The sequence below is a fragment of the Nocardia sp. NPDC050408 genome, from assembly GCF_044458905.1.
GTDB lineage: Bacteria > Actinomycetota > Actinomycetes > Mycobacteriales > Mycobacteriaceae > Nocardia.
Genome location: NZ_JBITIL010000012.1, coordinates 1 through 21,376, shown reverse-complemented (window position 1 = coordinate 21,376; position 21,376 = coordinate 1). Strand labels below are relative to the sequence as shown.

Below are 21,376 nucleotides of genomic sequence, written 5' to 3'. Positions count from 1 at the left end.
ATTGCGCGCCTAGGACGCGAACAGGGGCATATCGCGGACGAGGTGTCGCTGTGCGAGTACGTCCTGTAGCGGATCCGAGAGCGCGGCGAGTTCGGCCGCGGCCGCGGCCGCGGTCCGGTCGCAGAGTTCGCCGAGCCGGATCGTGCAGGCTGCGACCGCAGCGGGATCCAATGCCAGTAACCGCTGTGCCGCGGTCGCCGCGCCGGTCATGGTCGTGTAGACGACGACCGCGGCGGCCTGCTCGGAAGTCGCACCGCAGACCTGACCGACCACACCGAAGGCCGTCGACAGATGCGGCCGCACACCGAGAACCGTCCAATCCTTCCCTGGCCAAACCTGTTTCGCCAACCGCACCAAGCCGCGCCCCTGTGCCCGCGACGCTGCCCGCGCGGCCGGAGCCGGTGTCCGCGCATCCGCCTCGGCTTCGGCCCGCTCCGCGGTCAACTTCCCCGCACACACCGCCGCCGCCAACGAGGCCGCCACCAGGCCGGAAGTCCGGATCCGCCGCCGCAAATACAGCTCAACGGTCGCGACATCCCGCACTACCCCGGACGCCACCGCCTCCTCCACTCCCCCGGAATGCACGTGCCCCCCGATCGGCAGGCGCGAGTCCGCCAACGCGAACAGCGTCGCCAACCCCGTGGTCCCCGCATCCGATCCGCGCACCCGTCGATCCTATGCGTGACACGGTCGGGCTCCCTCACCCCGACCGGGCCACACATGATGTTCGGACCAGAGCGGGGTCGGGATGTCTCCTGACACCGCCGGGTCTGAAGGCATCGCGGTGCGCCCGACCGCGTTACCGCCAACGACTCACCGTCGGATGCGTGCGACACGCCGGAGTGCGATGAGTTTCGGGGATCCGCGCGGTCTATCTTCCTGAGGCCGTAACGGTCTCGCGGTTATGAGGAGGGCCGATGACTGATAAGGAATCAACGGGACAGCGCCGATTGGCGGAGCATCCGACCGTCAAGCGGGTGACCGAAATGGCGCGCACGACACCGGATCCGGTGCTGAATGCGGCGCGGCTGCGCGAGCTGTGCCTCGCGGCGGGAGCCGACGATGTGGGCTTCGTACCGGTCGACGATCCGAGGGTGGCGGTCGAACTCGAGCATGCGCGCGAAATCCTGCCCTCCGCACGCACATTCGTAACCTTCTGTGTCCGGATGAACCGGGACAACCTGCGCAGCACCATGCGCAGCCTGGCCAATACCGAATTCAACCACGCCGACGACGAGACCAACGAGGTATCGCGCCGCATTACCAGGGCCCTGCAGGATGCCGGGTACCGCGCCGTCTACCCCGCGCCCGGATATCCGATGGAGGTCGACAAGTTCCCGGGTCGGATCTGGGTGATCGCGCACAAGGTGGTGGCCGAGGCGGCCGGATTGGGCGTTATGGGTATCCACCGCAACGTGATTCACCCGAAGTTCGGCAATTTCATCCTGCTGGGCACGGTGGTCACCGATGCCGTGATCGACGAGCCGAGCGCCGCACTGGATTTCAATCCGTGTCTGGAATGCAAGCTGTGCGTATCGGCCTGTCCGGTCGGCGCGATCACCAATGACGGCGGCTTCGATTTCCAGGCCTGCTATACCCACAACTACCGCGAGTTCATGGGCGGCTTCACCGATTGGGCCGAAACCGTCGCCGACAGCGATAGCGCCGCCGAGTACCGCGAGCGCGTCACCACCGGCGAATCATTCTCGATGTGGCAGAGCCTGTCGTTCAAGCCCAACTACAAGGCCGGATACTGCATGGCCGTCTGCCCGGCCGGGGAGGATGTGATCGGCGCCTACCTCGACGATCGCAAAACCCACCTCGACGATGTCGTGCGTCCGCTGCAGAACAAGGCCGAACCCGTCTACGTCCTGCCGGGATCGGCCGCGCAGGAGCACGTCACGCGCCGGTTTCCGAACAAGACGGCGAAGGCGGTGACCAATGGCTTCCCGGACGAGGTCAACGTCCTGCTCGATCAGATCGGCCCGCGTCCGCGCCGGAAACCGGGCGTATAACGATCAGCGAGGAACGCACGTTCCATGAAGCGCTGCGCCCGTCCTCGGGTCAGATCGGACCACGCCTGGACTCCGGACGACCACCACGGCGCGATTTTGCGCGGCTTGGCGGCCACGGCGTGACAGACCAGATCGGAGGCTTCGTCGACGGTCAGCCCGGGAACGCGACTGAAGTCGGTCGGCGCACTCATCCTGGTGTGCACGAGTGGCATGTAGATCGAGGTCGTTGTCACCTTGTCGGCGGCTATTTCCGCTGCGGCACTGCGCAACCAGACATCGAACGCGGATTTGGAAGCACCGTAGGCCGCCCACCGCGGGGCGGGCGGCATGAGTACGCCCCAGGTGGAGATATTGACGATATGACCCTGTTTGCGTTCGCGCATACTCGGCAGCAAGGTGAGCAACAGCCGGACCGGCCCGAGATAGTTCACATCGACGGTGCGCGTGAAATCATGGAAGCGGTCGTAGGATTCGTCGATCGAGCGGCGAATCGACTTGCCCGCGTTATTGATCAGCACATCGATATGGCCGTGTTCGGCCAGTAGATCGCGCCCGAGTTTTTCGACGGCGTCCATATCGGTCATATCCGTCGGGTACACACATGCGGTGCCGCCCTCGGCGGTGATCTCGGCCGCCACCTGCTCCAGAGCGTCGACGGAGCGCGCTACCAGCAGCACCGTCCCACCGGCCGCGGCCAGTTTGCGCGCGCTCGCCTTGCCGATGCCGTGCGACGCGCCGGTCACCAGCACGGTCCGGCCCGCGACCTCCCCGCGCAGGGATTTCTCACGCGGCCGGGAGGTCGGGTACAGCAGCCAGGACGCCACCCGCTCCGCGAGCGGGCGGCCATTGCTCGAAGCGGGAGTGTCGTTCACCCTCCCGACTGTATGCGCCGACCTGCCCTATTCGCGATCATTTGCCGAGGCACGCAGCAGCTCGGGCAGATCTTGTCGGGGCAGATAGGCCGCGATCCGCAACCCGTCTTCGGCACGGCGCACCAGGAAGTCGCTGTATACGTCGAGGGACCGTTCGCCGAGCGACAGCGCCCACCGTGCCGAGGTCAGCCAGCAGTGTCCGCCCAGTTCGAAGGTGGTTTGCTCGACCAGCCGGGTGCGCGGGACGGACCCGGCATCGAACTGGCACGCCCGCGCTCGGGCGGCGGCCACGAATTCCTCCCGGCTCACACAGCGACTCGATGTCGGGGTGGTCACCAGTATCACTGGCTCGAAAAGGCTTGGCAGTGCGGCGAAATCCGATGTCGCGACGATCTCGTCGTAGCTGCGGATGAAACCCTCGATCGAGGTGATGTCATGCGAAATCATGACATCCAATTATATCGCGAAGCCCATCCGAATCGAGGGAGGCGCGCCGGTCAGCGCCGTGGTGCGAATGCGGCGACCGCCGCCATCACCACCAAAAGCGCTGCGCCGACCGAAGTCGCGACATGCATTCCGGAGACAAAGGATTCGCGTGCGGAATCGATCAGCGCGGAATTGTCACCCGCATGCTGGACGGTCTCACCGAGCGTGTCCGCATAGTCGCCACCGGACCGGAAGACCAGTGCCGCAACCGAACCCAGCAGTGCGAGGCCGAGCGCATTGCCCAATTCGAAGCTGGTCTCGGAGATCCCGACCGCGGATCCGGCCCGCTCCGGCGGCACCGAGGACACCGCCACATCCGACACCAGGGTGAACGCCAAGCCGTAACCGATGCCCGCAATCGTAGATCCCGCCAGGTACCAGGCGATACCGCCGTCCACGCCGACACCGATCAGCATCACATTGCCGATAGCCGAGGCCAGCAGCGCCAGCACGAAGGTGGGACGCACCCCGAGCGTGTGCCCGATCCGCGCGCCACCCATCGAGCACACGAATACCGCGATCGCCATCGGAATCCCGAGCAGCGCGGCCGCCAGCGGGTCACGTCCGGTCACCGATTGCAGGTAGACGCTGGTGAGGTAGCTCATTGCCGCCAGCGACATCATGCCGACCAGGCTGGAGCCGATGGCGACCGAGAACTGCGCACGCCGGAACAGGCGCAGATCCAGCAGCGGTTCGGCCAGCTGCCGCTGCCGCCGCACGAAGATCGCGAGCAGCACCGCACCGGCGAGTCCGATCACGAGCGGTTCGATATCGAACCCTTCGGCCGCGATCTGTTTCACCGCGTACACCACCGGCAGAATGCCGCCGATGGACAGCAGCACACTCGGAATATCCAGCGGACCGACAACACCGGCGCGATGTTCCGGCAGTACGAACGGACCGAAGGCGAGCAGGATCAGCAGGACCGGAATATTGATCAGAAATACCGAGCCCCACCAGAAGTGGTGCAGCAGCACGCCACCGAGGATCGGGCCGACCGCGGACCCGCCCGCGAAGAATGCGGTCCACACACCGATCGCGGCGGCGCGTTCGCGGGCGTTGGGGAACAGACTGGAGATCAGCGCCAAACTCGACGGAAGCAGCGTCGCCCCGCCCATACCCATCAGCGCCCGCGCGATGATCAGCACCGCGGCGCTCGGCGCGAAGGCCGCCATGATCGATGCGATACCGAATACCGACGCACCAGCGAGCAGAATATTGCGCCGCCCGATCCGGTCACCGAGATTGCCCATGGTGATCAGCAGGCCTGCGATGAGGAACCCGTAGATATCGAGAATCCACAGTTGCTGCGCGGCCGACGGGTCGAGATCTAGGGTGAGCGTCGGCATGGCAAGGAAAAGGACCGAAATGTCCATCGACACCAGCAGCACCGGCAGTAGCAATACCGCCAGACCGAGCCGAGCACGCCGCGAACCGGACGCCGCCGCATGCGCGACCTCCACCTGTGTCATGTCGATTCCTCTCCCGCGTCGCGTACGGTGTACGCATCAGTCCGGGTACAGTGTACGCATGCGGTCTGAAAACTGGAAGCGAGTCATGGGATGACCGAACCCAAGCTCACTCGAGCGGCCATTGTCGATACCGCGATCGCCCTTGCCGACGAGGCGGGCTTGGACGGGTTGTCCATGCGACATATCGCCGAGCAGCTGGGTGTCGGCGCGATGTCGCTGTACCGGCACGTCGCGAACAAGGACGAACTGCTCGCGCTGATGACCGACGAGATCTCGGCCCGCAATCCGTATCCGTCACCGGAGGGCGAGAACTGGACCTGGCGCGACCGGGTGCGCATCGCAGCAGAGATCGATTGGGCGCTCTACCAGAAGCATCCGTGGGTGCTGCTCACCTTCGCGATGCCCCGCTACAGCTTCGGCCCGCAGGGTCTGGCCTGTTTCGCATGGCTGGTCGAGGGGCTGCGCGAGCTGAATGTCTCCACCCGCGAGGCGTCCACCATGGCCTTCGCGGTATGGAACTACATCTCCGGGGCCACGCTGCCGCATATCAGCGGTGCGCTGGTCGCGCGTAAAGGCATGAATCCGGAGGGCTCGAACGGACTGCGGGCGCTGCTGGAAGGAAAATCACAACTGCCCATACCGCCCGCGCTCGCGGATCTGAACGGCAGTGGTGTCAGCGATCTGACCTCGGAGGATTTGCTGTATATCGGATTGTCCGCGCTCTGCGATGGATTCGAGGCACGGTGCGCGAAGTCCGCCACCTCTTGACCTGAACGGCGGTTCAGGTCGCAGGGTGGGTTGGTTCGCCGACGATTAGGAGCCACCGTGCACGCCATCCGCCTTCATGCCTTCGGGCCAGCCGACAATCTGCGCTACGAAACGGTTTCGGATCCGGTGCCCGGGCCGGGGCAGGTGCTCATCAGGGTCGCGGCGGCGGGCGTGCACGTCATCGATACGGCGCTGCGCCGGGGCACGCCCGGCCCCTATCCACTGCCCGCGCTGCCGACCATCCCGGGTCGTGAGGTCGCCGGGACTGTGGCGCGAATCGGTCCGGACGTCGATGCGTCCTGGCTCGGAAAGCGAGTGGTCGCGCATCTCGGTCAGGCCCCCGGTGGCTATGCCGAGTTGGCCGTAACGGAAACCCCTCGGTTGCACGAGATTCCGGCCGAACTCGATCCGGCGGAGGCGGTCGCGATCGTCGGTACCGGGCGAACGACTATGGGGATCTTATTGTTCACCGAACTCGGTCCGGACAGCGTTGTGCTGGTAACCGCCGCTGCGGGCGGCATCGGGACACTGCTGGTTCAACACGCGAAGAATGTCGGGGCGACGGTGGTCGGACTGGCGGGTGGGCCCGAGAAAGTCGAACTCGTGCAACGTAATGGCGCGGATATCGGGATCGATTACCTACGCCCCGACTGGCCCGAACAGGTACGCGCCGAGCTCGGCGACCGCAGGGCCACTGTGTTGTTCGACGGAGTCGGCGGCGAAATAAGCCGCGCGGCAGTCGATCTGCTCGGCAAGGGCGGTCAGCATCTGATCTATGGCGCGGCCGACGGCGCTCCGCTATCGCTTTCGGAGGAGGAATTGGCCACCCGCGACATCACCTCCGAAATGGTCGTCGGACCGCGCATGCTCCAGCGCGTCGACGGCGACCTGCGCCCGCTCGAAGACAAGGCGATGGCCGAGGCCGCAGCCGGTCGAATGCGGCCCGCGGTCCAGCGTTTCGCGCTTGCCGATGCGGCCGAGGCGCACCGCGCGCTGGAGACGCGGGGCACCGTCGGCAAGGTGGTGCTTCAGGCGTAGGAGCGACCACCCGGATCGTTCTGCGCGCGGAATCCCAACCCCGCCGCTGTTCGATCCATCCAATGACGCCCATTCCCCGCCCCCACGCCTGGATCTCCGGCGAAACCGAGCACCGGAGATCCGAGCGGCTGTGTTCAGTCGAGGGCCTCACCGTTGACCACGGCGTAAGCGAAACCGTCCCAACCCTTGCTGCCGACGGTTTGCACAATGGTGGCGTCGAGGCTGGGTTCGGCGGCGAGCAGGTCGACCAGATCGCGGCTGGCCTGGACCGCCGGATCGTCCGAATGATCGTCGGCGACAGCGCCATTGCGCACGACATTGTCGACGATGATCACCGAGCCCGGGCGGGTCAAGCGCAGCGCCCAGAGCACATAATTCGAATTGTTGACCTTGTCGGCATCGATGAACACCAGATCGAACGGCTCCGGATCCTCCTCCGCCAGCACCGGCAGACTGTCCAGCGCCGCACCCACTCGGATCTCGACCCGATCCCCGACCTGGGCCCGATCCAGATTCTCCCGCGCCACCCGCGCGTGCCGCGGCTCGAATTCCAGGGTGATGACCTGGCCATCCTTCCCCACCGCCCGCGCCAACCAAATCGTGCTGTAGCCGCCGAGCGTGCCGATTTCGAGCACCCGCCGCGCCCCGATCGACCGCGCTATCAGATGCAGGAACTTCCCTTGCGCCGGCGATACATCGATAGCAGGCAGTCCGGCCGCCGCATTGGCGGCCAATACCGTCGCGGTCGAATCCTCGCCTCCCACCAGAGAGTCCACGATGAAGCTGTCTACGTCGGCCCACTCGAACGTCGTCATGCCATGAAGTCTGCCACCGGGTGCCGGCATACCGCCGAAACTGATCGGCCGACACCCACGTTCCCGGAAACCTGGCGGGGCATACCGCCCACACAGTCGCGTGCCCAGAACTGAGACCAATGCGTGTCACTTACGCTGTGAACGAGGGCGCCCGGCAACCAGCCCTTCTCGCGCCGACAATCAGAACAGGAAGTAGCGCTGGGCCATGGGCAACTCGGTGGCGGGCTGCTCGGTCCAGACCTCGCCGTCGATGCGCACGGTGAAGGTATCCGGATCGACTTCGATCCGTGGCATGGCGCCATTGTTCGGCATATCCGTCTTGGTGACGTGACGAACGTTCTTGACCGGAGCCAGTTTTCGGCGCAGGCCCAAGCGTTCGGCGAGGCCGTCCTCGATGGCCTGTTCGGAGACGAAGTGCAGCGAGGTCGCGGCAGCCGCCAGTGGTGCGGCACCGAACATGGGTCGCGGCAGCACCGGTTGCGGGGTCGGTATGGAGGCATTGGCATCGCCCATGGCGGCCCAGGCGATCGCGCCGCCCTTGAGGACGGCATGCGGGCGAACACCGAAGAACGCTGGATCCCACAGCACGAGGTCGGCGAGCTTGCCGACCTCCACCGAACCGATTTCGTGGTCGAGTCCATGGGCGATGGCCGGGCAAATGGTGTATTTCGCGATATAGCGCCGTACACGGGCGTTATCGGCGGCGCCGTCGCCGTCCAGCGCGCCGCGGCGGCGCTTCATGACGTGCGCGGTCTGCCAGGTACGCATGACGACCTCGCCGATGCGGCCCATCGCCTGGGAGTCGCTGCCGATCATGGAAATAGCGCCCAGATCGTGCAGCAGATCCTCGGCGGCGATGGTTGATGGCCTGATTCGACTCTCCGCGAAGGCGAGATCCTCCGGAATGGACGCGCTGAGGTGGTGGCACACCATGAGCATGTCCAAGTGCTCGTCCAGAGTATTGACCGTATGCGGTCGGGTCGGGTTGGTCGAGCTGGGCAGCACATTGAGATGCGAAGCGACGGTGATGATGTCTGGCGCGTGCCCGCCGCCCGCCCCCTCGGTGTGATACGCGTGGATGCCGCGGCCCGCGATGGCGCCGAGCGTGTCCTCGACGAATCCGGCCTCGTTCAGGGTGTCCGAGTGCAGCGCCACCTGGACGCCCGCCGCATCGGCGACGGTGAGGCACGCATCGATCGCGGCGGGGGTCGAGCCCCAATCCTCATGCAACTTGAAACCCGCTGCGCCACCACGCAATTGTTCCCACATGGATTCGGCGCTGACGGTATTGCCCTTGCCGAGCAACACGATATTCAGCGGCCAGGCGTCGGTAGCCTCCAGCATCCGGGCCAGATGCCAGGATCCGGGCGTCACGGTGGTCGCCTTGCTACCCTCGGCCGGGCCGGTGCCGCCGCCGATCAATGTCGTGATACCGCCGCCGAGCGCCTCGTCCATCAGCTGCGGACAGATGAAATGCACATGACAGTCGATCGCGCCCGCGGTGAGGATGCGGCCATTGCCCGCGATGATCTCGGTATTCGGGCCGACCACCAGATCCGGATGCACTCCGTTCATGGTGTCCGGATTGCCCGCTTTACCAATCGCACTGATGCGCCCGTCGCGAATTCCGACGTCGGCCTTGATGATTCCCCAGTGATCGATGATGACCACGCCGGTGATCACGGTGTCGGGGGTGCCATCGGCGCGCGTCGCGCGGGCCTGGCCCATGGATTCGCGCAGCACCTTGCCGCCACCGAAGACGGCCTCGTCGCCCGCGAGTCCCGGTCCGCCGCAGCGGTCCTCGGTGATCTCGATCAGCAGATCGGTGTCCGCCAGGCGAATTCGGTCCCCGGTGGTCGGACCGAACAGCTCCGCGTAGCGCGCCCGGCTCAGCTCACTCATGACGCACCATCCAAACGTCCGGGGGGATTGCGGCTGATGCCGTGGACCTCGCGGCTGCCGCCGAGCGGAACCAGCGAAACCCGTTGGCCGAGACCGGGTTCGAAGCGCACTGCGGTACCGGCGGGGATATCGAGCCGACGTCCGTGCGCGGCTGACCGATCGAAACGCAGTGCGACATTGGCCTGCGGGAAATGCACATGGCTGCCGACCTGCACCGGACGGTCACCGGTATTCACGACGTCGAGCTCGATGCGGTCCGCGCCCGCGTTCAACTCGATGGTGCCCTCGGCGCAGAGGTATTCGCCCGGAATCATTGTCGCCCTAGCCGATCGGATGGTGGACGGTGACCAGCTTGGTACCGTCCGGGAAAGTGGCCTCGACCTGGACGTCATGGATCATCTCCGGCACACCCTCCATCACATCGGCGCGTGTGAGAACCGTCCGCCCCGAAGACATCAGCTCCGCGACGGTGCGGCCGTCGCGCGCACCCTCGAGCACATGATCGGTGATCAGCGCGATCGCCTCCGGATGGTTCAGCGCGAGCCCGCGCGCCTGCCTGCGCCGGGCCAGTTCGGCCGCGTAGCTCAGCAGCAGCCGTTCCTGCTCATGCGGCGACAGTCGCATCCGGGCTCCTCAGTGCTCGTGGATCAGGGTGACGGTAATTCTGGCACGCCCGTTCCGGGAGCGCCGATCAATCCCGGGCGGGCAGATTCTGCAGACGCACCTGGCCGTGCGCCACCGTGCGACCCTCGTCATCGGTCAGCACGACCTGCCACAACTGCTGCAGGCGGCCGCGGTGCAGCGGTGTCGCCTCGCCGAAGACCTTGCCCTCGCGGACCGAACGCAGAAAGTCGGTGTTGTTGTTCACCCCCACCACGGTGCCCTTATTGCCCTGAGCGTTGTACCAGACGCCGCCGCCGACGCTTGCCAGCGTTTCGACGATCGTGCAGTACACGCCGCCGTTGATAATGCCTGCCAACTGCAGCAACTGCGGTCCGGCGGTGAGTTGACCGCGCACCCGATCCGGCGTGACCTCGGTGAATTCGAGTCCGATCAGATCGGTGAAGGTGTTCTTGCTGAGCTCGGTCATCAGCTCGGGCGTCACGTCGGCCAGCCCCTGAATCTGGGCAACTTCCTGCTGTGTCATGCATTCACCTTGACACAGGGTGTCCCGACCCTCGCACCACGGCTACTTCTCGGCGTTCACTTGCCGAGGCAGAGCGGCGGGCTCCACACGCACATGGAGCCCGCCGCGGCAGTGGATCGGGGGTTCACGGCAGCCCTCCGGAACACTCGGCCGATCCCAACGCCGAAATCAGTATAGGTCAGGCTTACCTAAGTGAGCAACTTCTGCCGTATCGCACTACGCTCGCGGTGATGCATTCGATCAAGGCCATGCGGGCGACCAGACACTTTCTGCCGGAACCCATTCCACGCACGACCATCGCCGAGATCGTGGACACGGCCCGATGGACCGGCTCGGCACGCAACCGGCAACCATGGCGATTCATCGCGGTGAATACCGAGACGCTGCGGATACAGCTGAGCGAACTCGGCCACTACGCGGGCCATCTGGCCGAGGCGCCGCTGGTCCTCGTATTACTTTCGGCGGATAACGGTTTCACCGACACCGAGTTCGATATGGGTCGCGTCTGCCAGTCGCTGTGCTTGACAGCCCACGAGTACGGACTCGGCACCTGCGTGACCACAATTCACCCCGGCGACAATGTCGTCCGAGCGGCGGCACTGCTCGATATCGAACCCGGGTGGCTACCGCGCCATGCCATTGCCATCGGCCGCCGCGATCCACAACGGCACCGCAGTCCATCAGCGATCCCGACCGGACGACTGCCCGGACCAACCCTGCTGACCTGGGCTTGACCGTCGCTATCGAACCAGGCAACCCACAACGCGTCGCACGGGCAGACCGCGCTCTTCCAGCGCCGACAGCAATCCATCACCCCGGCGCGCACCGACCAGCGAATCCGTCCGCGCCAGCTCCGGCACGTAAGTGGCCGCACCGACAATGGATTCGCCGACCAGCGACCAGAATCGACGCTCGCCGAGCCCCGCGCAACCGGCCAAGGTCCGCTGAATCAACCGCAGCGACGGTTCACACCGATGCGCGAGCCAGACGTACACGGCCTGCTCGCACGGCAACGTGACCACCCCGGTCTCCCCGGTCAGCCGATCACCGTCGAGCACGCGAATCGTGGTGTCCGCCAACCCTGCCCAATCGATTCCGCCGTCGTTGTCGGTATGGAGCCACAGATTCTCGAGACCCGGATCCCACACCCGCCCCTCGGCCACCAGCAGGGCGACCACCCGGCCGATCACCGCGTGGATCAACGCGGTCGCCACCACCTCGGCGGCGGTATCGGCGCTGATCATCTCCGCGGCGTGCCGCCGATACATCAGTTCGATCCGCCCCTCGCGCATCCCGTCGGCCAGCCGCCACCACCTCCGTTTGCCCTGCTCGGACATGGCGGCCACCGCATATACCCGCGGATGTTCTGGTTGCAACGAGCGCAACCGGGCACAGGCCCTACCGAATGCCACCTGGGACTGGCGAGGCATGTAGGTCGTGACTGGCTCGGACATCGAACCTCCTCGGGTCGGCTCCGTGATGGGTCGGATTGAAAAGATAGGTTAGGCTTACCAGACCTAGAACCCGGACACCACCTATCGAGTCAGGAGTAGTTCGTCGCTGTGACGGCATCAGGCACCATCGCGCTGGGAGCGCGACGAACAAATACGGCGCGCCGTCATCAGCTCGGACTCGTCGCGTTGACCGCACTGCTCCTCGTCGCCACGGTGGCCAGCATCGCCATCGGCACCCGATCGCTGTCCCCCGGCACCGTCTACGACGCCGTGCACAACGCCCTCACCTGCCCGGGCGGGCCGTTCACCTGCCCCGCGGACTCGACCGCAGCGGAGATCGTGCGCGGACTTCGGTTGCCGCGCACCGCGCTTGGACTGGTCACCGGGCTCGCGCTCGGAATCGCGGGTGCGCTGATCCAGGGCTATACCCGCAACCCACTCGCCGACGCGGGCCTGCTCGGCTTGAATGCGGGCGCGGCCTTCCTTGCGGCACTGAGCATTTACCTGTTCGCGCTCACCGCACCCGAGCAATACATCTGGTTCGCCTTCGCGGGGGCGCTGATCGCGGGGCTTGTGGTGTTCGGTGTATCCGCGATCGGTGGCGGCAAGGTGAGTCCACTCAGTCTGGTACTGGCCGGTGCCGCCGTGACCGCACTCCTGCAGGCGATGACGAATGCCATTGTGCTCATGGACAATGCGGCGCTGGACACCTACCGATTCTGGGTGGTCGGCACGGTGAACGGGCGCGATGCCGAGGTGTTCTGGCAGGTGCTGCCGTTCTTGGCGATCGGCGTGGCGCTGGCCGTGGCGGCTGCGCCGGGACTGAATCTGCTGAGCCTCGGTGACGAGGTCGCGCGCGGACTCGGCGTGCATATCGGACGCAGTCGTGCGCTCGGCCTGGCCGCGATCGTATTGCTGTGTGGTGCCGCGACGGCGGCGGTCGGCCCGATCGCATTCATCGGATTGATAGTGCCGCACGTCGCACGGGTTTTCACCGGGTCCGACTATCGCTGGCTGATCCCGTACTCCGGACTGCTCGGTGCACTGCTGCTGCTTTTCGCCGATGTGGTCGGACGAATTGTCGCGCGACCGGGCGAATTACAGGTCGGCGTGATGATCTCGGCCCTCGGTGCACCGTTCTTCATCCTGCTCGTTCGTCGCAAGAAGCTGGTGAGCCTGTGAAGCAGATCTCACGGCGATCGTCGCGAACGGATTTGCGGGCCGCCGGGAAACATTCATGACCGAACGAATCATGGACGAAACCTCTCCGGCTGGCACCGCGACCGGCACCAGCCGGTCTCCGGCCGAAACAGCACCTTCAGGACGTATTCGTCCCGCCTTGCGCGTCGGTCCGGTGTCGATTGTGCTGCGCCCAACCATGGCGCTCATAGTTCTTGTGTTGGCCGCGACAGTGCTCACGCTGTTCTGCCTCGATATCACCTTCGGCGACACCCACATTCCGATCGGCCGGGTACTGGATGTGCTCAGCGGCGGCGGCACCCGATCCCAGCGCTTCATCGTGCTGGAGTCCCGATTGCCGCGCGCGCTCACGGCCGCGGTAGTCGGTGCGGCACTCGGCATCGCGGGCGCGATCACCCAATCGATCCTGCACAACCCGCTCGCCGCACCGGATATGCTCGGCATCACCACCGGCTCGAGCCTCGGCGCGGTCGCAGTCCTGGTCGGAACCGGGGGTGCGACAACGGGACTCGCCGCGAGTGTCGGCGCGCCGCTGGCGGCACTGACCGGTGGTCTGCTCACTGCGGTCGTGATCTACCTCCTCGCCTGGGGGCGCAGCGTGACCGGCGACCGCGGGGTCACGCCCATGCGACTGGTGCTGATCGGCATCGGTGTGAACGCATTGCTGTTGTCCGGCATCAGCTTTCTGCTCACCCGCGCCAGTCTGCAGGACGCGGCCCGTGCTCAACTCTGGCTCAATGGCTCACTCAACAGCGCGGATCGGACCGAACTCGTCCCGGCCGCAGTGGCACTGGCCGTGGTCCTCGTGACCGCGGTGGCCTCCGCGAGAACCCTTGCCGCACTGCGTCTGGGCACCGATACCACCCGGGTGCTGGGCGTGCGGATCCAGACCCAGCAGACGCTATTGATCGGCGCGGCTGTCGTGGCCGCCTCCGTCGCCACCGCGGCCGTCGGTCCGGTCACTTTTGTGGCGCTCGCCGCACCGCAGATCGCCCGCCGCCTACTGCGAACTCCTGGCGAACCGCTCATCGGCTCGGCGCTCATCGGTGCCATCCTGGTAGTCGGCGCGGATGTGGCCTCGCGCACGCTGTTTCCGGTCGATCTGCCGGTCGGTGTCGTGACCGCCGCCTTCGGCGGACCCTTCCTGCTTTACCTGCTCGTGCGTATGAATCGGAAGGCGACCCTGTCATGACCAGCGATACGCGGCTCTCCGCACAGGAAGTCACCCTCGGCTACTGCGACCGCGTCATCGTCGACGGACTCGATATCGATATCGCACCCGGCGTCGTCACCACCGTCATCGGCCCGAACGGCTGCGGCAAATCGACCATGCTGCGCTCCCTCGGCCGCCTGCTGCGTCCTCGTCAGGGCCGAATCCTCTTGGACGGCAAGGCGATTTCGACGATGAAGACCAAGGATGTGGCACGCATCATCGGTATGCTCCCGCAATCGCCGGTCGCGCCCGAGGGGCTCACCGTGGCGGATCTCGTTACGCGTGGGCGTCATCCGCATCAGTCCTGGATCCGGCAGTGGTCGGCCACCGACGAGGCCGAGGTCATGTCCGCACTGGCGGCGACGGGCATCGCGGAGCTGGCCGATCGCTCACTCGACGAATTGTCCGGCGGTCAGCGCCAGCGCGCCTGGATCTCGATGGCACTGGCCCAGGGCACCGATATCCTGCTGCTCGATGAGCCGACCACCTACCTCGACCTCGCGCATTCGGTCGAGGTCCTGGACCTGATCGACCGACTGCACGACGACCTCGGGCGCACCGTGGTGATGGTGCTGCACGATCTCAACCTGGCCATTCGCTACAGCGACCAGCTCATCGTCATGCGCGACGGGCGCATCGTCTCCCAGGGCGCGCCCGCCGATATCATCAATGTCACACTGCTGCGTGAGGTCTTCGACCTCGACGCCTCGGTGCTCGAGGATCCGGTCTCCGGCCGTCCGATGATCGTCCCCATCGGTACCCGGCACGTTTTGCCGGCGTATGACAAATGACACACAGCTATCAGGCAGTTACGACGGCGTGTAGTACGCAATTGTGTCGTTGAGTCCGTAAGCTTGAAGAATGGCAGGACTTGGTGAACTCGAGAGGGCAGTCATGGACCAACTGTGGTCCAATGACGAGCCGCAAACCGTACGGCAGGTACACGAGGCTTTGGCCGCCCGCCGTGAGCTCGCGTACACCACGGTGATGACGGTGCTGCAACGGCTGGCGAAGAAGAATCTGGTGGTCCAGCGCCGCGACGACCGCGCCCATCGCTACGCGCCGGTGCATACCCGCGACGAACTTGTGGCCAGCTTGATGGTCGATGCATTGCAGCAGGCCGATGCGGCGGGCAGCCGCGCGGCGGCGCTGGTGCACTTCGTCGAACAGGTCGGCAGGGACGATACGGATGCGTTGCGAGAAGCACTCGCTAAGCTCGAGGCATCCGAAGATACTGCGCCGCCGAAGCAGTAGTCTTGGGATTCTGGCCTCACAATGAGGTGAGTGCCCTGGCCCCACAACGCAGTGAGCTGAGTCGATGAACGCAACCGCGCCGGTCTTCGCCGGTCTCGCTTTGCTTCTCGCGGGGCCTGCCCCAGCGCTGCTGAGCCGCGCGACCTGGCCGTATCGGACACCGCGCGCCGCGCTCGTGTTATGGCAGGCCATCGCGCTCGCAGCCGTGCTCAGCGCATTCGGCTCGGGCCTGGCCATCGCCGCACAATTACTCGTTCCCGGACCGAACGGTCGCCCGACCACCTCCCCGGCCCGGGAAATCGACGCGCTCGGACTGCCGCTGTGGCTGGCCTATGTCTTCGTCTTCGCGCTGACCCTGCTGGTCGGCGCGCGGCTGATGTACGCGATCGTGCGTGTCGGTGTGCACACCCGCAGGCGTCGGGCACGCCACCGCATGCTCGTCGATCTGCTCGACCAGAGCGGACCGCAGCGCCGCGCCGCCGATATCCGGGTCCTCGCCTCGACCGAACCGATCGCCTACTGCCTGCCCGGCCTGCGCCAGCGGGTCGTACTGAGCGAAGGCACGCTGACCAGCCTGAAGGACGCCGAGGTCACCGCCATCGTCAGCCATGAGCGCTCGCATCTGCGCGCCCGGCACGACCTGGTACTCGAGGCGTTCACCGCAGTGCACGAGGCCTTCCCCCTGGTGGTGCGCAGCAAGGCCGCGCTCGGCTCGGTCAAACTGCTGATCGAACTGCTCGCCGATGACTCGGCGGTAAAGGTGACCGGCCCGAAGCCGCTGGCCCGCGCGCTGGTCGCATGCGCCAAGTCCACCGCTCCGCAGGGTGCGCTCGCCGCAGGCGGACCGACCACCCTGATCCGCATCCAGCGCCTGGGTGGACGGATCGGCGATCTGCGGATCGCCTCGGCGGCGTATCTGGGGTCGGCGGCCATCCTGGTGGTCCCGACCATGGCCGTCGCGGTACCCTGGCTGGTCGAACTGGATCGACTGCTGCGTAACTGATTCCTCCGGTTCTCCCCGACACACCCGGTCCTACCGCAACCCGATGACCGGGCCCAACCATCTCGGCGGCACCACGCGTGCCCGGATCTACCCGCGCCGAGACATGAAAGGCACACAACCCCGTTGACCTCCTCCACCCCTGCCACCACCTTCGCGGATCTGGGCCTACCCGCCGTGCTCGTCCAGGCGCTGCGCCGCGACGGCATCGAGATGCCGTTCCCGATCCAGGCCGCGACCGCGACCGATGCGCTGGCGGGTAAGGATGTGCTCGGGCGCGGACCGACCGGCTCCGGCAAGACGCTTGCCTTCGGGCTGCCGATGCTCACGCTGCTCGCGGGTGCCCAGTCCAAGCCGGGCCGTCCGCGCGGTCTGGTGCTTGTACCGACCCGGGAACTGGCGGCCCAGATCGAAAAGGCGCTGGATAGTGCGGCACTGGCGCTTGGGCTGCGGATAGCCTCGGTGGTCGGCGGCGCGCCGATCAAGCGGCAGGCCGACCGGCTCGCACGCGGCGTGGACCTGCTCATCGCCACGCCTGGACGGCTGGAAGATCTGATCAACCAGCGCTCCGCCGACCTGTCCGATGTGCGGATCATCGCGCTGGACGAGGCCGACCACATGGCCGATATGGGCTTCCTGCCACAGGTCACCAAGCTGCTCGACCGGACACCGAAAGATGGTCAGCGCCTGCTGTTTTCGGCCACCCTCGACGGTGAGGTCGACAAGCTGGTCAAGCGCTACCTGCGCTCCCCGGTCACCCATTCCACCGCGCCGCCGTCGGCCTCGGTCGCGACGATGTCGCATCACCTGCTGTACCTGCGCAAGGCCGACAAGCGCGAGATCACCGCGCAGATCGCCGCCCGCGACGGGCTGACGATCATGTTCGTGCGCACCAAACACGGTGCGGACCGACTAGCCAAGCAGTTGCGCGCGGCGGGCATCGCCGCGGGCGCGCTGCACGGCGGTAAGGCACAGAACAACCGCGTGCGGACCCTGGCCGCATTCGCCGACGGTACGACACCGGTACTGGTAACCACCGACGTGGCCGCGCGCGGCATCCACGTGGACGGGATATCCCTTGTCGTGCACGTGGATCCGCCCGCGGAATCCAAGGCGTACCTACATCGCGCGGGCCGCACCGCCCGCGCCGGTGAGGACGGCGTCGTCGTTACGCTGGTCACCGAGGAGGAGCGCGCCGAGGTCGAGAAGATGACCCGCAAGGCGGGCGTCGATGTCGACGGCGTGCAGATCCGTCCGGGTGATCGGCGGTTGATCCAGATCACCGGTGCGAAGCAGCCATCCGGTGTGCCGATCGTGGCGGCGAACTCGGCAGTCACGGTGGGCGACGAAGGTGAGTTGCAGGTCGGTAGGTCGAGCCGCCGGTCGGGTGGTGCAGGCGCGGGTGGTCGTGGTCGTGGCGCACGCTCGGGCGGTGCGGGCTCAGCTGGTGCCGGGCGGCGTAGTGCCGGTTCGAGCGCTCGCGCCGGGGATGCGAAGAAATCTTCGGGTGGTTCGTCCGGATCGACCGCGACGTCGAGTCGGCGCGGAGCCGGAACGCCGGGACGTGGGTCGACGGCCGCGCCTGCCGCGGGTCGAACCGCAGGCGTAGCAACGGCGGCCCCGGGCCGCGGCGCGAAGACGGCTCCAGCGCGGACCGCGAGCGTGGCATCAGCCGCGCCGGGTCGTGCTGCCGGGTCGGTAAAGACAGCCCACGGAACGGGCTCATCCGCGCGTGGCGCATCGGCCAGCCATGGCACAGGAGCCACCTCCGGTCGCGGTGCCGCGTCCGGCCGCACCGCTGCGACCAGCGGCGACACGCCCGGCCGTACGCGTCGACGCGCCGGACGCGCGCAGGGGGTGCCGGGCGGCCGCAATCGGGGGGCAAACTAGCCTGGTGGCGAATCATCAGGTGGGTGCGGTCGTCTGTGCACTGATCTCGGCATTGCTCTTCGCGGTGGCCGCGGTCACGCAGCAGCATGCGGCGTCCGCGGTTCCGGAGGACGAGTCGCTCATTCGTTCGCTGATCCGCAATCCGCGCTGGTGGGCCGGAATCGTCGGTGACGCGGGCGGCTTCGCGATGCAGGTCGCCGCCCTGGCTCTGGGTGCGGTGCTGCTCGTCCAGCCAATTCTGGTGAGCATGTTGGTCTTCGCGCTCCCGCTCTCCGCCCGGATCAACCACCGCCGCGTCACGCCGCGCACGTGGGCGACCGCCATCGCCCTCGCGGCGGCGCTTGCCTGCTTCTTGATTGTCGGCGATCCGTCCGAGGGCAATACCAATGCGCCCCTGCGTGATTGGATCCCGCCGCTGGTCGGCCTGGTCGGTCTGCTGGCGGTAGCCGTCGTCGCCGCCCTCGGTACCTCCGACCCGACCCGCCGCGCACTCCTGTTCGGCGTCGTGGGCGGGGCCCTGTTCGGTCTGGCCGCCGCGCTCACCGAGTATGTAACCGAACTCTTCGATGGCGGCCTGACTCACGTAACGGGCAGCTGGCAGACCTGGGCCCTGTTGGCCTCCGGCCTGATCGGCCTCTATCTGCAGCAACGCGCCTTCCAATCCGGCCCCCTGGTCGCATCGTTGCCCGCCGTAACCATCGCCGAACCCCTGGCCGCCGCCTTCATCGGCATCACCGTCCTCGACGAACGCCTCCGCACCAATCACATCGGACTCGCCGTAATCACCGTCGCCGTAATCATCATGTGCGCGACCACAATCCAACTGTCCCGCATCCAAGCCGAGGCATGACACACGGCTCGGGATCACGTGGAAACCATGGCGGCATCGGCCGAGAAGCGCCGCCGCCATTCCACCTGATCTTGATTCCGGTGCCGCGCCTCACATCTCGAGCTGGGCCGGGACCGAATGCTGGGTGATTGCACGGGAGTACGGCGCACCGGTTAGAATCGGTTAAGTGCAGTTTCTCCCTGGTCATCAGCCGCCGTACGACCTGACCTACGACGACCTCTTCCTCGTCCCGAATCGGACGGATGTCGCGTCACGGTTCGATGTGGATCTGTCGACCGTTGACGGGTCCGGCACCACCATTCCCATTGTCGTCGCGAATATGACCGCGGTCGCCGGACGTCGGATGGCCGAGACGGTCGCTCGTCGCGGCGGCATTGTCGTCCTACCGCAGGATCTCCCGATCGCCGCGGCATCGGAAACCATCGCGTTCGTCAAGAGCCGCTCGCTCACCGCCGATACCCCGGTCACGCTGGATCCGGAGCGTTCGGTCTCCGAGGCCGTCGCCCTGATGCACAAGCGCGCCCACGGCGCGGTGGTTGTCGTCGACGGCGGTAAGCCGGTCGGCGTGGTCACCGAGGCGTCCTGCACCGATGTCGACCGGTTCGCCCGACTGCGCGATGTCGCGGTCACCGATTTCGTGCAGGCACCGGCCAGCACCTCGCCGCGCGATCTGTTCGATCTGCTCGAGGCCGAGCACGCGCAGCTCGCCGTGCTCATCGCCGAAGACGGCAGCCTCGCGGGCGTGATGACTCGTACCGGCGCCGTCCGCGCCGGGATCTACCAGCCCAACGTGGACGCCGACAACCAGTTGCGCGTCGCCACTGCGGTAGGAATCAACGGCGATGTGGCGGCCAAGGCCAAGGCGCTCGTCGACGCGGGCGCGGACCTGCTCGTCATCGATACCGCCCACGGCCACCAGGCCAAAATGCTCGAAACCCTCAGCACCATCCGCGATCTCGGCCTCGGTGTGCCATTGGTCGCCGGCAATGTGGTCTCCGCACAGGGCACCCGCGATCTGGCCGCCGCGGGGGCGGACATCATCAAGGTCGGTGTCGGCCCCGGTGCCATGTGCACCACCCGCATGATGACCGGCGTCGGCCGTCCGCAGTTCTCTGCGGTGGCCGAATGCGCCACCGCCGCAAAGGAACTCGGCGTGCACATTTGGGCCGACGGCGGCGTCCGGCACCCCCGCGACGTCGCTCTCGCACTTGCCGCGGGCGCGTCCAATGTGATGATCGGCTCCTGGTTCGCCGGTACCTACGAATCCCCCGGCGACCTGCGCGTGGACCGGGACGGCAATGCCTACAAGGAGAGTTTCGGCATGGCCTCCAAGCGCGCCGTCGCCGCACGGACCGCCACCGACAGCGGCTTCGACCGCGCCCGCAAGGCACTGTTCGAGGAGGGCATCTCCAGCTCGCGCATGCGCCTGGATCCGGAACGCCCCGGCGTCGAGGATCTCATCGACCACATCTGCTCCGGCGTCCGCAGTGCATGCACCTATGCGGGTGCCCGCAGCCTCTCGGAGTTCCACGACAAGGCGGTCCTCGGCGTCCAGTCAGCGGCGGGTTTCGCGGAAGGGCGCCCACTGCCGAGCGGCTGGTAGTCCCTGGCGAACGGGCAGCCCAGCCGAACAGCCGGTAGCCCCTCGCGCAAGGGCAGCTCGCCCCAACAACCGATAACCCCTCACGAACAGGCAGCTCACCCAACAGTCAATATTCCCTGCTCAGCGATGGCTGACGACGGCGGCTTCCCGCCACAACCAACTACGACGGAGTGAGTCTTACGAGCGACCGTTCGCGGCCCGTCTCGCGTCCGAGCCGTCGAAGCGCATGCGACGAACTCGCGAGACTCGCCCTTCCAGCACGCGTGCATCAGGTGCCGAACGTCCCGTCATCACCAACCACCACGGAGCGAGTCTTACGAGCGACCCGTTCGCGGCCCGTCTCGCGTCCGAGCCGTCGAAGCGCATGCGACGAAGTCGCGAGTCTCGACGGCTCGGA

At 66.6% G+C, this 21,376-nt stretch carries 21 protein-coding genes and 1 pseudogene; 12 read left to right on the top strand and 10 right to left on the bottom strand.

Annotation, left to right across the window (positions count from 1 at the left end):
- Positions 1-9 precede the first annotated feature (9 nt).
- Positions 10-666, bottom strand: coding sequence for an urease accessory UreF family protein (locus tag ACIBJI_RS28485; RefSeq protein WP_364347824.1), 657 nt, complete (start codon positions 664-666; stop codon positions 10-12).
- 251 nt (positions 667-917) lie between these two features.
- Here ACIBJI_RS28485 and ACIBJI_RS28480 point away from each other — a divergent pair, with 251 nt between their 5' ends.
- Positions 918-2,015 (top strand): 4Fe-4S binding protein, encoded by a 1,098-nt coding sequence (locus tag ACIBJI_RS28480; RefSeq protein WP_364347827.1) that lies wholly within the window; start codon positions 918-920, stop codon positions 2,013-2,015.
- Here the strand turns inward: ACIBJI_RS28480 and ACIBJI_RS28475 are convergent.
- The 3 genes from ACIBJI_RS28475 to ACIBJI_RS28465 are packed head-to-tail and all read right to left on the bottom strand — an operon-like array spanning position 1,976 to position 4,845.
- Positions 1,976-2,887, bottom strand: a complete 912-nt coding sequence (locus ACIBJI_RS28475) for an SDR family NAD(P)-dependent oxidoreductase (protein ID WP_364347830.1) — start codon at positions 2,885-2,887, stop codon at positions 1,976-1,978. The genes ACIBJI_RS28480 and ACIBJI_RS28475 overlap by 40 nt on opposite strands.
- A gap of 27 nt (positions 2,888-2,914) precedes the next feature.
- Positions 2,915-3,334, bottom strand: a complete 420-nt coding sequence (locus ACIBJI_RS28470; protein ID WP_364347833.1) for a hypothetical protein — start codon at positions 3,332-3,334, stop codon at positions 2,915-2,917.
- Between the two features lie 50 nt (positions 3,335-3,384).
- Positions 3,385-4,845 (bottom strand): MFS transporter, encoded by a 1,461-nt coding sequence (locus tag ACIBJI_RS28465; RefSeq protein WP_364347836.1) that lies wholly within the window; start codon positions 4,843-4,845, stop codon positions 3,385-3,387.
- A gap of 90 nt (positions 4,846-4,935) precedes the next feature.
- On the opposite strand from ACIBJI_RS28465, the gene ACIBJI_RS28460 reads away from it, so the two are divergent.
- Together ACIBJI_RS28460 and ACIBJI_RS28455 are read left to right on the top strand one after the other, a co-directional pair.
- On the top strand, positions 4,936-5,613 hold the full coding sequence (locus ACIBJI_RS28460; protein ID WP_364347839.1) for a TetR family transcriptional regulator: 678 nt from the start codon (positions 4,936-4,938) through the stop codon (positions 5,611-5,613).
- Between the two features lie 57 nt (positions 5,614-5,670).
- Complete coding sequence (locus ACIBJI_RS28455; protein WP_397086675.1) at positions 5,671-6,651, top strand: zinc-binding dehydrogenase; 981 nt, start codon at positions 5,671-5,673, stop codon at positions 6,649-6,651.
- Between the two features lie 134 nt (positions 6,652-6,785).
- Here the strand turns inward: ACIBJI_RS28455 and ACIBJI_RS28450 are convergent, their stop codons facing one another.
- From ACIBJI_RS28450 to ACIBJI_RS28430, 5 genes are all read right to left on the bottom strand, one after another.
- The gene (locus ACIBJI_RS28450; RefSeq protein ID WP_364347845.1) at positions 6,786-7,466 is read right to left on the bottom strand and encodes an O-methyltransferase; all 681 of its coding nucleotides are present in this window, start codon (positions 7,464-7,466) and stop codon (positions 6,786-6,788) included.
- Between the two features lie 180 nt (positions 7,467-7,646).
- Positions 7,647-9,368 (bottom strand): urease subunit alpha, encoded by a 1,722-nt coding sequence (locus ACIBJI_RS28445; RefSeq protein ID WP_396955499.1) that lies wholly within the window; start codon positions 9,366-9,368, stop codon positions 7,647-7,649.
- The gene (locus tag ACIBJI_RS28440; protein WP_364347850.1) at positions 9,365-9,682 is read right to left on the bottom strand and encodes an urease subunit beta; all 318 of its coding nucleotides are present in this window, start codon (positions 9,680-9,682) and stop codon (positions 9,365-9,367) included. The genes ACIBJI_RS28445 and ACIBJI_RS28440 overlap by 4 nt, the downstream gene beginning before the upstream one ends.
- A 7-nt stretch (positions 9,683-9,689) precedes the next feature.
- Complete coding sequence (locus ACIBJI_RS28435) at positions 9,690-9,992, bottom strand: urease subunit gamma (protein ID WP_364347853.1); 303 nt, start codon at positions 9,990-9,992, stop codon at positions 9,690-9,692.
- Between the two features lie 67 nt (positions 9,993-10,059).
- Positions 10,060-10,458: a PaaI family thioesterase gene (locus ACIBJI_RS28430; protein ID WP_364347909.1), complete on the bottom strand. Its 399-nt coding sequence runs from the start codon at positions 10,456-10,458 to the stop codon at positions 10,060-10,062.
- 287 nt (positions 10,459-10,745) lie between these two features.
- On the opposite strand from ACIBJI_RS28430, the gene ACIBJI_RS28425 reads away from it, so the two are divergent.
- Positions 10,746-11,249: a nitroreductase family protein gene (locus tag ACIBJI_RS28425; RefSeq protein ID WP_364347856.1), complete on the top strand. Its 504-nt coding sequence runs from the start codon at positions 10,746-10,748 to the stop codon at positions 11,247-11,249.
- 6 nt (positions 11,250-11,255) lie between these two features.
- On the opposite strand, the gene ACIBJI_RS28420 is transcribed toward ACIBJI_RS28425, so the two are convergent.
- A complete protein-coding gene (locus tag ACIBJI_RS28420) occupies positions 11,256-11,969 on the bottom strand; it encodes a hypothetical protein (RefSeq protein ID WP_397086672.1) in 714 nt (237 codons plus the stop codon).
- 108 nt (positions 11,970-12,077) lie between these two features.
- Here ACIBJI_RS28420 and ACIBJI_RS28415 point away from each other — a divergent pair, with 108 nt between their 5' ends.
- From ACIBJI_RS28415 to ACIBJI_RS28380, 8 genes and pseudogenes are all read left to right on the top strand, one after another.
- A complete protein-coding gene (locus ACIBJI_RS28415; RefSeq protein ID WP_397086670.1) occupies positions 12,078-13,151 on the top strand; it encodes a FecCD family ABC transporter permease in 1,074 nt (357 codons plus the stop codon).
- A gap of 55 nt (positions 13,152-13,206) precedes the next feature.
- Positions 13,207-14,361, top strand: coding sequence for a FecCD family ABC transporter permease (locus ACIBJI_RS28410; protein ID WP_397086668.1), 1,155 nt, complete (start codon positions 13,207-13,209; stop codon positions 14,359-14,361).
- On the top strand, positions 14,358-15,173 hold the full coding sequence (locus ACIBJI_RS28405) for an ABC transporter ATP-binding protein (protein WP_397086666.1): 816 nt from the start codon (positions 14,358-14,360) through the stop codon (positions 15,171-15,173). Before ACIBJI_RS28410 ends, ACIBJI_RS28405 begins: the two co-directional genes overlap by 4 nt.
- 70 nt (positions 15,174-15,243) lie before the next feature.
- A complete protein-coding gene (locus ACIBJI_RS28400) occupies positions 15,244-15,636 on the top strand; it encodes a BlaI/MecI/CopY family transcriptional regulator (protein WP_364347868.1) in 393 nt (130 codons plus the stop codon).
- Positions 15,637-15,700: 64 nt separating this feature from the next.
- On the top strand, positions 15,701-16,639 hold the full coding sequence (locus tag ACIBJI_RS28395) for a M56 family metallopeptidase (protein ID WP_364347871.1): 939 nt from the start codon (positions 15,701-15,703) through the stop codon (positions 16,637-16,639).
- 123 nt (positions 16,640-16,762) lie between these two features.
- A pseudogene (locus ACIBJI_RS28390) lies at positions 16,763-18,145 on the top strand (DEAD/DEAH box helicase); the annotation flags it as partial.
- 385 nt (positions 18,146-18,530) lie between these two features.
- Entirely contained in the window at positions 18,531-19,376 is an 846-nt protein-coding gene (locus ACIBJI_RS28385; protein ID WP_364347875.1) for a DMT family transporter, read from the top strand.
- 166 nt (positions 19,377-19,542) lie between these two features.
- Complete coding sequence (locus ACIBJI_RS28380) at positions 19,543-20,979, top strand: GuaB1 family IMP dehydrogenase-related protein (RefSeq protein ID WP_364347878.1); 1,437 nt, start codon at positions 19,543-19,545, stop codon at positions 20,977-20,979.
- The last annotated feature ends 397 nt before the right edge of the window (positions 20,980-21,376 follow it).

Coding starts and splice junctions, on each gene's coding strand:
- ACIBJI_RS28480 (WP_364347827.1), top strand. CDS start 918: ATGACTGATAAGGAATCAACGGGACAGCGCCGATTGGCGGAGCATCCG.
- ACIBJI_RS28470 (WP_364347833.1), bottom strand. CDS start 3,334: ATGATTTCGCATGACATCACCTCGATCGAGGGTTTCATCCGCAGCTAC.
- ACIBJI_RS28465 (WP_364347836.1), bottom strand. CDS start 4,845: ATGACACAGGTGGAGGTCGCGCATGCGGCGGCGTCCGGTTCGCGGCGT.
- ACIBJI_RS28460 (WP_364347839.1), top strand. CDS start 4,936: ATGACCGAACCCAAGCTCACTCGAGCGGCCATTGTCGATACCGCGATC.
- ACIBJI_RS28450 (WP_364347845.1), bottom strand. CDS start 7,466: ATGACGACGTTCGAGTGGGCCGACGTAGACAGCTTCATCGTGGACTCT.
- ACIBJI_RS28445 (WP_396955499.1), bottom strand. CDS start 9,368: ATGAGTGAGCTGAGCCGGGCGCGCTACGCGGAGCTGTTCGGTCCGACC.
- ACIBJI_RS28440 (WP_364347850.1), bottom strand. CDS start 9,682: ATGATTCCGGGCGAATACCTCTGCGCCGAGGGCACCATCGAGTTGAAC.
- ACIBJI_RS28435 (WP_364347853.1), bottom strand. CDS start 9,992: ATGCGACTGTCGCCGCATGAGCAGGAACGGCTGCTGCTGAGCTACGCG.
- ACIBJI_RS28430 (WP_364347909.1), bottom strand. CDS start 10,458: ATGACCGAGCTCAGCAAGAACACCTTCACCGATCTGATCGGACTCGAA.
- ACIBJI_RS28425 (WP_364347856.1), top strand. CDS start 10,746: ATGCATTCGATCAAGGCCATGCGGGCGACCAGACACTTTCTGCCGGAA.
- ACIBJI_RS28420 (WP_397086672.1), bottom strand. CDS start 11,969: ATGTCCGAGCCAGTCACGACCTACATGCCTCGCCAGTCCCAGGTGGCA.
- ACIBJI_RS28410 (WP_397086668.1), top strand. CDS start 13,207: ATGACCGAACGAATCATGGACGAAACCTCTCCGGCTGGCACCGCGACC.
- ACIBJI_RS28405 (WP_397086666.1), top strand. CDS start 14,358: ATGACCAGCGATACGCGGCTCTCCGCACAGGAAGTCACCCTCGGCTAC.
- ACIBJI_RS28400 (WP_364347868.1), top strand. CDS start 15,244: ATGGCAGGACTTGGTGAACTCGAGAGGGCAGTCATGGACCAACTGTGG.
- ACIBJI_RS28395 (WP_364347871.1), top strand. CDS start 15,701: ATGAACGCAACCGCGCCGGTCTTCGCCGGTCTCGCTTTGCTTCTCGCG.